The sequence below is a fragment of the Dichelobacter nodosus genome (assembly GCF_001263335.1).
Lineage (GTDB): Bacteria > Pseudomonadota > Gammaproteobacteria > Cardiobacteriales > Cardiobacteriaceae > Dichelobacter > Dichelobacter nodosus.
Genome location: NZ_LGVW01000017.1, coordinates 1 through 11,560, shown reverse-complemented (window position 1 = coordinate 11,560; position 11,560 = coordinate 1). Strand labels below are relative to the sequence as shown.

The window sequence follows — 11,560 nt, the reverse complement described above, 5'->3', positions numbered from 1 at the left end:
CTCCCTGAAAAGCCAACCGCCAATGAGGACGTTCCTCCAATAAAATACACGCATCTTCTTGAGCATAAACCGGCGGTTGCAGTTCAAAATCAAAACGCGCATCGCTCGCCGTTAACAACTGCCGCGGTTTTTCTTCCGCTACCGTTTCCTGCGTAGATAACGGAGAACGATGCGCACAACCTGCAAAAAGCATCATCACAACAATCCTCCACCCTACCCGTATAAAACGCACAATAAGACTCCCCAAGAAAAACGCTGGTTTTACCAGCATCTTTTGCCTAACGCAAGCATCGGCATTTTTTCTTGCCAATAAAGTAATACGCTCATCATATCCGTCGCATTTATTCTTAAATCATTAAAATTTAACTTATACCGTAAGTCTTCATTTTTTTCTCATTAACGCCGATTACGGCTTGATCATTACTTGCTTTTTCGTCAAAATCCACGGGTTTGTTGCTCCTGCAACGATAATTTTTGCCCCTCATCAACTCGGTTTGAGGGTTGTCGTGCGTAAAAATTAACTGTGGAAAAAACTATGTTTAACACTCGTCATTCTTTTGAAAGTCATTTAATTACCGTAGAAGATTTTGCTCATCACGGCTCTTGTCCTTGTTGTACGAAGCGGCGCACTTTTATTAAAACGGCAGCCATCGCAACAGCAGGATTATTACTTCCCAGCGAATGGGCAAAAGCGGCGGCGCGGCGCGATCGCGTCATTCGCATGCATAATCCGCACACCGGCGAAACGCTGCGAACCGTTTATTGGGCACCGGATTACGGTTATATCAAAGTTTCTATCGACGAAATCAGCAAATTTTTCCGCGATTTTCGTCAACAACAAATCAAAACCGTTGACATCGATCTCCTCAATATTTTGCATTACATTCAAAGCAACGTTGGACTCAACCATTCCATTCAACTCAACAGCGGATACCGTTCACCGCAAACCAATCGCATGCTTTCGCGCCGTTCGCACAGCGTCGCGCAAAAAAGCTACCACATGAAAGCCATGGCAGCCGATATCACCATCGATGGATTTAATTCTCGGCAACTCAAAATCATTGCCAAACGCCTCAACGCCGGCGGCATCGGTTTATACCGCAATTCAAATTTTATCCACGTTGACTCCGGTCCCGTGCGCGAATGGTTTTATCATTAATCAATTGCCCCGCTTTTGCGGGGTTTTTTATGAACTATTTTAAAAACTGCCGCGCCTAATATTATGATTTTTTCGGCAAAATCATCTGCCGCGCGGTTAAATACAAAATTTTAAAATCCAACCACAATGACCAATTTTCGATATACCACAAATCATATTCAATGCGTTTTCTCAAATCGGTATCGCCGCGAAAACCATGCACCTGCGCCCAACCCGTCATGCCCGCTTTCATCATATGCTTTTGCATATAATTGGGAATTTCATATTTAAATTGTTCCACATAATGCGTTTGTTCCGGACGCGGCCCCACCAGCGACATTTCCCCGCGCAAAACATTCCACAACTGCGGCAATTCATCTAAATTACTCCGACGCAAAAATTTCCCAAATAGCGACGTGGTTTTTTGATCAGCTTGTCCCCAAACGGCGTCGTGCTGTTGATTGACGGGCATACTGCGAAATTTATACATCACAAACGGTTTCCCGTTCCAACTCAAACGTTCCTGCCGAAAAAAAATCGGGCGCCCCAAAAAAATAAAAACCATCAGCGCCACCATCAACATCACCGGCAAAAACACAATCATCATCAAAACCGCAATGATTTTGTCTTCCAACCATTTCAATATCCGCGGCAATCCGCGCATCGGCGAACAATTCAAATCAAAAACATAATGATTGGCGATGGAAGATAATTGATAATTCATCAATCGAAAATCGCTCATATCCGGCAAATAACGAATATCCACCGCCAACAAAGAAAGTTGTCGTAACAACGCTTCCAAACGATAACTTTCTCGTAGCGGCAAACAAATCCAAATTTCATCGCAAACAAAAGTTAAATTATCAGCGATAAATGCCGTATTCTCAGGAAACGGATAAGCATCAATCCGATCATCTAATCGCAGCGCGGTAACGTGGAAACCCGTATGCGGCGCGTGTTGCAAACTTTGCAAAACTGACCAACACGAATCCGCATTACCCACCAAAGCAACCGACCGTTTATTCCAACCGCGCACGCGTACATGATGCAAAACGCGATATACCGCAATCCGCAGCAAAACCGTGCCGATAAAAGCAAATGTCAACCATAAAATTAACCAACCGCGCGCATAATGATCGCCTAGTTTGCATAAAAAAAGCGTACTAAAAAGCAGCAGCGCAACATAACAATAACCACGCGACAGCCGCGCCACCAAAGCCACGCGCACTTTTCCGCGCCACGTGTCATAAACATTAATAAAAGAAAAAATAATGACGCTGGCAACCGCCGTCGTCATCACCAGCCACGCATCATTGCCCGATTTAAAAATACTTTCTTGAAAATAAAGCAAAAAACACAAAACACCGCTGAAAAAAATAATAAAGATATCAGCCAATTGCGTGAGAATAACGCTGTAACGAGCAAGATGATGAGTCATAACGATCCGGTTTTTAATCAAGATGTTGATAGCGTTTAATAATTTCCTGCGGCGACGCCGATAAATTGCGCGTGATGCCCGCATAACTCGCCTGCCAAATAATCGTCATCAGCGCCCAACCTTGCCGATGCCGTAAACACGAAAAACTCCATTGCGCGATTTTGAGCGCTGCCACCGCATAAAACCATTTGCCCGCTGCCAAACGGTAAATCAACATTAAATTGCGATAATGAAAATAACTTTTCCAGCGCGGACGATAAAACTGCACCGATTGCGCCATGGTTTTGGTGTCGTGAATAAATGAAACGGCAGGTAAAAAACAATGCCGCCCGCCGGCGGCGGTTAAATTGAGCGTATACAAAATATCATCGCCGTAAATAAACAAGCGCGGATCGGGCGTCGGCATTTTTTCCGCCCACGAACGTTGCATAAATAATCCAACAAAAGAAGAACTATCAATTTTGACGGCTTGCTCCGCGCGGTATTGTTGATCAGTGATGTGAAACGCTTGCCGCGGATTTTGAAAACGCATCATTTGCCGCACAACCGCTTTAAATTTTTCCGCATGCCAAAACGGATTAAAACTCGGGCGATTCATTTCACAAATCGCCCCATCAGGTTGATAAACCGCCGCCGCTGCCGCATCAAAATTTTTGTCGAGCGCCGAAAACGCGTTAAAAGCGCCCGCTTTCGGATAAGCATCATCATCATATAACACCAACCAATCGCTATTTGTTTGCGCCAATCCTACGCGAATGCCCTGCGCAAAACCGCCGGCACCGCCTTGATTGCTTGCCAAATGCACCACGATCAAACGTTTTTCCTGCGCGGCAAATTCATCAAGCCACGCTTTGGTACCGTCCGTAGAAGCATTGTTAACGACCACGACGGCATCAACGGCTTCCGCCAATGTGCGCCGCACCGTATTTTGTAGCGCGGCGAGTCGGTTATAAGTCACGATAACAGCGGTTAATGACATTTACATTGCTCGAAAAAAAACGGGGATAGGTTGTTGTTCTGCCGCTAAACGCAGCGCAATTTCCGCCGCATCGAGCGCTTCGCGAATGGTAACGTCCATATCCAAATAACGATAAGTGCCCAAACGTCCCAAAAAACTGATTTTTGTTTCTTGCTGCGCACGCGCCACATAACGCTGCAACATTTTTTGTTCGGCAAGCAAACGAATCGGATAATACGGCGTATCATTTTCGCCGCAGTCACGCGAATATTCGCGGTAACAAATGGTTTGGTCGTGCGTTTCCCACGGCGCAAAATGTTTGTGTTCGGTGATGCGGGTAAACGGAATGTCTCGATCGCCGTAATTCATCACCGCGCAACCTTGATAATCGCCAGCCGCTTCAAAACGTTCAAAATCCAAAGTACGATATGCCAAACGTCCCAAAGCATAATCAAAATAACCGTCCAACGTGCCGGTATAAAAAACGTGGTCATATTGTTCTTTCATGGCATGGTCAAAAGCGGTATTGCATCGCACTTGAATGGACGCATGATCCAGCATATTCGCGATAACGGCGGTATAACCCGATTCGGGCATCGCTTGAAAACGGTGCGCAAAATAGTTGTCGTCATAATGAAAGCGCAGCGGCAAGCGTTTTAAAATGCTTGCCGGCAACGCGCGCGGCGAGCAGCCCCATTGTTTTTCGGTATAACCTTTAAAAAACGCGTCGTACAATTCGCGTCCCACAAAATAGAGCGCTTGCTCTTCAAAACTGCGCGGTTCTGTAATATTGCGTTCGGCTTTTTGCGCGATAAACGCTTGCGCTTCTTCGGGACGCAATGCTTTTTGAAAAAACTGATTGATGGTGTGTAAATTAATCGGCAAGGTATACACTTTGCCGCCGACCGTGGTTTTTACGCGATGCGTAAACGCGCGCCACTGCCCAAAACGTTGAACAAATTGCCACACGCTTTCATCATCCGTATGAAAAATATGCGGTCCGTAAACGTGAACCATAATCTGGGTTTGCACATCGCGTGCGCTGTGGCAATTGCCGCCTAAATGGGCGCGTTGTTCGATGAGATCAACGCGGTGCCCCGCTTCTGCCAGTTTTCTTGCCAGTACGGCGCCGGAAAATCCAGCGCCAACAATCAGATAATGATTCATTTTTCTTTCTCCAAATCTGAAACGGGTACGGAAAGTTGCGCCCGCCAAAAGCTCTCGCTGGTCATTTCATCATAATGGCGCTGATAATCTTGTTTTAGCATTCGATAACGCATTATGAGACGGAAGATAGCAAGGAAGTAGCGCCATAAAATACTAAAAAACTGTTTTTTATCGTGCGATAAAATTATGCCGGTTTGACTGGGAAAATGAATGTAAAGCACTTTTTGATAACGATAAACTTCGCGCAACCGTCCCGAAAAACCTTTGTGTTGCCACACCATACCTTTTTTGAAAAAACAGCGTGGCAGTAAATGCCCGTTTAAAGTTGCCCAACGTATAAGGCGAGCGCATTTATTTTCGCAAGGATTGCCAATATGCGCTTCATTAATCACATCTTGCATGATTTTTTGAAGTTTTTCGTGATGTGTGATCGCTGCGATTTGTTTACGTTTTTCTTGCATATCGATGTTTTCCAACCAAAAAGAAGAACCACGGCAAACATCTTCAATGGCAATAACAGCAGCAAGCGACGTTTCATAATGATAAGTAAGCAACGGTGGCAAACAAACTCGACTTAATGTTTTGATGAGAGTCAGTAAAGTGTTGGGAACGAATTGGTGGAAATGCTGCATCATGCAATGCCGAACATCAAGATATAACGGTAATGGTCCATTTTTTAGGGCAAAATCATCACCCCAAACCGCGATGCCATTCATCGTGATAATAGGAAAACGGTTTTTCAGCGAGAAGTTAATATCATCGCCGCGGACAAAAAAGGGAAAGGCGTAATGTGTCATATAGCGGATAGGAAAGGCAAAAAACCACCATGCACCGTAATCGATCTTTTCTTCCAATTCGTTAAACAAAATAGTTGGGATATGACGTAGATCCCCCCCCCCTTAATTTGGTGGCAAATACCGTCAAATCGCGCACCATTTTCAAATTGGCGAAATTTTTCAACAGAACGCAAAAGTGCACCGGAAATTGCTGTTTTAGGGTCTTTAAAAAAGGATAATAATGCGATGCTACGTTTAATACTTTCTACTTCGCAGCTGGCATCGTCATCCATGAATAAACAATGAGTATATTCCCCATCTTTTACCGCCAATAACCCACGCATGAATCCGCCGCTTCCGCCGAGATTGCGATTTTTAATGATATGAATGGATTCATGCGCTAAATCTGCGCGTTCGGGTAAATTTTGACTGTTATCAATAACAAATAAAGAAACTTTATCGCGAAATTCGGGCAATTGTAATAATTGAGTTTTGATACGCTCAATCGCTGGTAACACGAATTGGGCACGATTATAGTGCGTAATAACAATACCGAGTTTGACTGATTGAGCAACGGCATCGCTTGTTTCATAATAAAAATGGCTGATGGTTGAGCTTGTCAGTGCTTCGATTTCAAAAAATAACATACCGTCTTCAACATCGCACCATTGCCAAAACTCCAGTGGAATATGTACATCAGAAAGCGTTTGTTGTTCTAAAATATGTTCAGCCAAAACGCGAAATTGATGATGTGCACGATGTAATTGCCATTTGATTTTAATCCTGCCTCGAAAAATCAGAGCAAAAGTTAACTGTTTGAGCGTGGTGTGCCTTTTCCATTTGCCAACGCTTAAACTGTTAAAATAAGTATCCGTCCATATTTTTCCTTTTCGTTCAAGCACGATGCGCTCGTATGAACTATCTAAACGACATTTTTCATTGAAACGAAAATATAAATCTTCCTGACTACACAAATCATATTTTGGATAAATTCCTGATTGTATAATCATGATTACCTCCTTACATTATGTTGACACCAACTAATTCACGGATTGAATTTGTCCGTGTTCTAAATAAATATGCCGCGTGCAGACGCGTTTTGCCATTTCAAAATCATGTGTCGCCATTACCAAAATCCCCGCGCGGTTCACAAATTCCTGCAACCGCACTTCTGCTTTTTGCCGAAAAACATCATCGCCGACGCTCATCCATTCATCCATCAATAAAATTTCCGGTTCAATCACCGTTGAAATCGAAAACGCCAGCCGCAAAACCATTCCGCTGGAATATGTGCGCACGGGCATATGAATAAAATTATCAAGTTCGCTAAAAGCAATGATTTCATCGATTAATGGGCGGATTTCTTTCGGCGTTAAGCCCAAAAATAAACCGCGCAGATAAATATTTTCCAATCCTGATGCTTCGTGATCCATGCCAAGCATGGCATCAAGCAAACTGGTTACTTTTCCCTGCACGCGAATCGTGCCGCTGCTGGGTGCATAAACGCCTGCCATCACGCGCAATAAAGTGGTTTTTCCGGATCCGTTGTGTCCAATTAATGCGATGCGGTCACCTTGTTGACAATTCAGCGTGATATTTTTTAGTGCTTCAATTTCCACTTGCCGCTGATTGTGGATAATTCTGCCACCGGTTGCCGTATTTAAAAGCGTTTGTTTAAACGAACGTTGTTTAACGTCATAAATCGGGAAACGAATGGAGACGTTATCTAAATAAATAAACATATCAATTCCTTATAGCCAATAAGTGATGCGGTGATGCGTGCGCTGATAAACATGAAGCGCGACAAAAAACAAAATCACCGCGCTGATGCTGGCAATAATCCATTCATGCATCGCGGGCACGCCGCCTAAAATCGGTTTGCGTAACAAATCTAAAAAGCAGGCAAATAAGTTCCACGCCACAAATATTTTGCGACGTTCCGGCAATTGTTCGAGTTGCCAAATAATCGGTGTAACGAAAAAAAGCAGCGACATAATGCTGGATAATATCGGCGTCATATCGCGAAAACGCGCGCATAAAATTGAAATTAATAGGCTGATGAGGATTAAATTGAGGGTAACCACCATTAATGCAGGAAAAAACAGCAAAATGTTGCGATTCATCGGCAGCGATAACAATAACGCAATAACCGGATAAATCAGCAAATTATGTCCCAAAATTAAAAGCTGACGATACATCACGCGCAAAACAAAAATCGGCGCTGGAATGTAGATTTGTTTCATAAAATGCGCGGATTCGGAAAAGGTGTTGGCAGAATCGTTCACTGATGCGGCGATAAATGCCCAAAAAATCATGCCCAACGATAAATGCGGAATGAAATGCGCCAAATTAACACTAAAAAGTGAGCCGTATAAAGGTCCCATCGCGGCGATGGTAACTGCCATGCTGATGGTTAACCAAAAAGGTCCGAGCACGGAACGGCGATAACGCGCGAGAATGTCGTACCACGCAAGTGTTCGCCATAAATAATGTTTTTTAAAAGCGCTGGTAAAATCATCGAGCAAAATGCGATTGTTCATAAATATTAAAATTTGAATAGAAACCGGCGCATTATACATGGCGCAGTGCGGCTTTGTCTTTGCGCAAAATCTGCGCTTGGTTTTGAATAAATACGGCATTAAAAAACCGCCTACATGAGGCGGTTTTTCTGAGCAATATTTAAGTTTAGAACAGATAAATATTGTGTTCGTCAATACTGACGCTGATTTGAACGCTCGCGCCGTTATCAGCAGTATATTGATGATAATCTCCCTCTGTTTTTGTGAGCTTAAATCCGCCCAAATGCACGATATCTTGATTATCACCTTCGATACGCAACTGATCCGTATCCGATAAATCAAGCACTTGATCGGCAGAAATCGTTAATTCTTGCGCGAATTTGACCTGATTTTTCGCAATCGTTTGGGTCGGATCAACCATATTAATCACTTCAATATGCTGGATCATCGAGCTGATATCTGCGTCTGAAAAGTCAATTTTTGTATTCTCATGACCAGAAAGATCCGTTGAATAACCATTCAAATAAAGAGTGTCTTCACCGGTGCCGCCGTCGATGTACGTATTGCTATCAAAGTACAAAATATCATTGCCCTCTTCGCCATAAAGTTTATCGTAGTTGGAAGAAGTGCCGTTAATAGCGCCGTAACCTACTAAAATATCGGCGCCTTTTCCACCGTGCAATTCATCGGCGTACACAGATCCAATCAAGAAATCATTGCTATCTTCGCCGTTCTTCATATGAACCCCGTCTGCACCGATAGATTTCATATCGTGTTCTTCAAAATTGAAGGTTAACGTTTGTCCGGCAGAGTCACCATCGCTGTCGGTGTATTTAAAACCAATTTTCAATGGAGCAACTGTCTTACCGTCTGCTATTTGTGCGCTCAATTCATCACTAACAATAAATTGATAACTGCCGTCGGCCTTACCGATGAATTTTCCATAATTGATGCCGTTAACATTGGAAAAGTTTTTCTCGCCAACAAATTTATCGCCGTTTTGTGACCATTCCACCGTAACGTTTTCACTATCGCTGCCGACTTCCAAAGCATCTTGAATCACGATGCTGTTATCAACTTTGGGCATAGGTTTTGCGGGCGTTAACCGCGCTTTAATATCAAATTCATTTATTTTATTTTCAATAGTATCAATAACTTGAGTTCCTTCTTTATCTAGAGCTGCCGCGTAATCATACAAAATCTTGGAATCATCAAATTTATGATCAATTATGCCATCGCGATTGGTATCAATGGCATCAATAAAGCCGTCTTTATTGATATCGTAAAGATCAACGCGGTTATTGGTTTGTGCATATAAAACATCGCGATAAACCGAACCATTCGTTCCAGTATCCTCAGCTATAATATAATTTCCTTTTGAATCAAATTCATAGTTCTGATCTTGATTTCTCAGATAGATGTTCCCATTGGAGTTCAATTCAGCATAATAATTATTGACACCAACCAACTCTTTAGGAAGCGTTATGACATTTTTATCATATTGACGATCAATAGAGCCATCATGATCGGCGTCTTGTGCGTCAAGAATACCGTCATGATCGGTATCATAGTAATCAATAGTGCCATCGTTATTAGTATCGATCGCATCGAACTTACCATCTTTATTCAGATCGTGATATTTAACGGCAACAGACTGACTTCTACCAAAAATGGTTTGAATCGTAGCGGTTACATCTTGAATATGACCAATGTCAATGCCGATTGCTGTGGTATCAGTTAAACCATCTTTATCGTCATCAATATCATTTTCTCTTTGATGTTTGATTAATGCATCACGGTTATCGTTAGAGTAAACCTTCTGAATTTCAAGAAAAGCTAATTGATCGGCTTCGCTCCAATCGTGTTCTTCCTTACCAGAATTCTTCGCTCGCAACGCAAGTTCTCTGTTATAGGCTTCCACATACTCCTTGGAATAGCCATTTGCTTCACTAACTACATCACCGCGGCTATTCCCTTTTTGAACAAAAGTAATATCCAACCAATATTGTTGACCACCTACGGAAATTAACTGATGCGTATTGGGGATCATTACTAAGTCATTAGAATCATAGTGATTATCGCCTTTATTACTGGTTTCCACATGAACCATGTTGTAGTGGGTTCCAATAGATTGTTTTACTCCATTGATTTCCAGCGTGAAATTCAATTGCAAAGAGGTATCAAAGAGATTTTTTCCTCCAAAAATTTGATTATTTTCATGAATGAAATAACCAATTTTAAAGAGGTTACCAAAATCTTTTGTAATATCTTTTCCGGCGTCATTAAACTCTTTCTCTTCGTCGGCTTCGTAGCTCGCAATTTTGTTATTACCGTCCCGACCAGTCCAAGAGAGTTTTTCGTGTAAAGCATCTCCATCAATATTTCCGGAAGTAAAATCTCCATATGGAGCACCTTTATCCCAGTGAGTATTGTTGGTATCAAATCCCGCTTTTAACTCACTCAAAATAAAGGTGTCTTTTTGCACTTGAATCTTATGTTCAATTGCAGTGGCTTTTGGAGAATCGTCGTCAATTTGAACGAGCGTTATGTTTGCGTTGCCTAATTCGCCGTCTTCGTCTTTATTGGAAACAATTACATCTCCCAATAAATCCAACACGTCTTCCACGCCAGCTTTTGGGTGATCAACTGGATTTTTCAAAGTCACTGTATAACCAATTTTGGCATCAGATCCCGAACCGTTTTTCGTAACGTTTTGTACATTTCCGCCATTCTCCAATTCGACAATCAAAATTTCTTTATCGCCGATTTTAGCGGTGTGTTTCGCGCCGTCTTGCGTCCATTCAATTTCCTTCCCGTTACTCGTAAACTTAGCTAAATTCTTTAACTGAACAGTGCTGCCGGTTAAATCATCGTCTTCATCACGAATATTAATGACCCCATGAGATTCTATTGGCTCTTTACCGTTGAGTTTTGAAGAAACGTCATCCGGAGAACCATCTGAATCCTTATTACCGTTTTTCAAACCCTCTTCCGTTACCCGCGCCGGCGTTTCAATCGTAATTGTGGCAGGTTTATCGGTGATTTCTAAAGTTAATATCGCCTCATTACTTTTTGCTCCTTCACCGTCAACGATGACGTAGCGAATAACTGGAGCTTTACCTACAAAATCTTTATCAGATGTGAAATTGTAAGTTCCATCTTCATGGACGATTAACGTACCAATTGGTTTGCCGTCTTTATCAGTAATCGGGGTTACTTTGCCAATAGTGACCGTATCAAGAGTTCCATCGCCATCCGTATCTACTTTTATTTCAACAACTTTCAAATCCTCCTGAGAACCGTCAGGATCATAATCAGCGCGATTATATTCATCTTTATCCTTAATGAGATTTCCCTCTATTAGATCTCCACCCTTACCACTATTTTTATCGTCTACTGCGATCGGATCCTTATTTGGCGGTGCTTGATCAGCATCATTAGGATTATCCGGTTTACCCGGTTCATACGGTTTACTCGGATCTTTATTACCGTCATAGATGTAGCCCGTATCACTGCCGGCTCTATCGGTCAGTTCATCACTGTGATCAATTTTCAGTTTCACGC

Annotated in this window: 9 protein-coding genes and 1 pseudogene; 1 reads left to right on the top strand and 9 read right to left on the bottom strand. The window is 42.5% G+C overall.

Annotated elements, in window-relative coordinates:
• Window positions 1-196: pseudogene (locus AKG33_RS03710) on the bottom strand (transglycosylase SLT domain-containing protein); the annotation flags it as partial.
• 339 nt (window positions 197-535) lie between these two features.
• On the opposite strand from AKG33_RS03710, the gene AKG33_RS03705 reads away from it, so the two are divergent.
• Complete coding sequence (locus AKG33_RS03705) at window positions 536-1,159, top strand: YcbK family protein (RefSeq protein ID WP_012030684.1); 624 nt, start codon at window positions 536-538, stop codon at window positions 1,157-1,159.
• A 61-nt stretch (window positions 1,160-1,220) separates the two neighbouring features.
• Here AKG33_RS03705 and AKG33_RS03700 read toward each other — a convergent pair whose 3' ends face one another.
• The 8 genes from AKG33_RS03700 to AKG33_RS07375 form a co-directional block, all read right to left on the bottom strand.
• Window positions 1,221-2,576: a sugar transferase gene (locus AKG33_RS03700; protein ID WP_012030683.1), complete on the bottom strand. Its 1,356-nt coding sequence runs from the start codon at window positions 2,574-2,576 to the stop codon at window positions 1,221-1,223.
• Between the two features lie 13 nt (window positions 2,577-2,589).
• Complete coding sequence (locus tag AKG33_RS03695) at window positions 2,590-3,555, bottom strand: glycosyltransferase (protein ID WP_012030682.1); 966 nt, start codon at window positions 3,553-3,555, stop codon at window positions 2,590-2,592.
• Window positions 3,556-4,701, bottom strand: coding sequence for a UDP-galactopyranose mutase (gene glf, locus AKG33_RS03690; protein ID WP_050707974.1), 1,146 nt, complete (start codon window positions 4,699-4,701; stop codon window positions 3,556-3,558). It abuts the gene before it with no gap.
• The gene (locus AKG33_RS07470) at window positions 4,698-5,498 is read right to left on the bottom strand and encodes a hypothetical protein (RefSeq protein ID WP_200902143.1); all 801 of its coding nucleotides are present in this window, start codon (window positions 5,496-5,498) and stop codon (window positions 4,698-4,700) included. Before AKG33_RS07470 ends, glf begins: the two co-directional genes overlap by 4 nt.
• Complete coding sequence (locus AKG33_RS07465) at window positions 5,495-6,487, bottom strand: glycosyltransferase family 2 protein (protein ID WP_200902142.1); 993 nt, start codon at window positions 6,485-6,487, stop codon at window positions 5,495-5,497. Before AKG33_RS07465 ends, AKG33_RS07470 begins: the two co-directional genes overlap by 4 nt.
• Window positions 6,488-6,517: 30 nt before the next feature.
• Window positions 6,518-7,219, bottom strand: a complete 702-nt coding sequence (locus AKG33_RS03680; protein ID WP_012030680.1) for an ABC transporter ATP-binding protein — start codon at window positions 7,217-7,219, stop codon at window positions 6,518-6,520.
• 9 nt (window positions 7,220-7,228) lie between these two features.
• Complete coding sequence (locus tag AKG33_RS03675) at window positions 7,229-8,017, bottom strand: ABC transporter permease (RefSeq protein ID WP_050707975.1); 789 nt, start codon at window positions 8,015-8,017, stop codon at window positions 7,229-7,231.
• Between the two features lie 145 nt (window positions 8,018-8,162).
• The coding region (locus AKG33_RS07375) for a choice-of-anchor K domain-containing protein (protein WP_200902141.1) at window positions 8,163-11,560 on the bottom strand (3,398 nt) is incomplete at its 5' end.

Excerpts from the sequence above, each read along its gene's own strand:
- AKG33_RS03705 (WP_012030684.1), top strand. The coding sequence starts at position 536 with ATGTTTAACACTCGTCATTCTTTTGAAAGTCATTTAATTACCGTAGAA.
- AKG33_RS03700 (WP_012030683.1), bottom strand. The coding sequence starts at position 2,576 with ATGACTCATCATCTTGCTCGTTACAGCGTTATTCTCACGCAATTGGCT.
- AKG33_RS03695 (WP_012030682.1), bottom strand. The coding sequence starts at position 3,555 with ATGTCATTAACCGCTGTTATCGTGACTTATAACCGACTCGCCGCGCTA.
- glf (WP_050707974.1), bottom strand. The coding sequence starts at position 4,701 with ATGAATCATTATCTGATTGTTGGCGCTGGATTTTCCGGCGCCGTACTG.
- AKG33_RS07470 (WP_200902143.1), bottom strand. The coding sequence starts at position 5,498 with ATGACACATTACGCCTTTCCCTTTTTTGTCCGCGGCGATGATATTAAC.
- AKG33_RS07465 (WP_200902142.1), bottom strand. The coding sequence starts at position 6,487 with ATGATTATACAATCAGGAATTTATCCAAAATATGATTTGTGTAGTCAG.
- AKG33_RS03680 (WP_012030680.1), bottom strand. The coding sequence starts at position 7,219 with ATGTTTATTTATTTAGATAACGTCTCCATTCGTTTCCCGATTTATGAC.
- AKG33_RS03675 (WP_050707975.1), bottom strand. The coding sequence starts at position 8,017 with ATGAACAATCGCATTTTGCTCGATGATTTTACCAGCGCTTTTAAAAAA.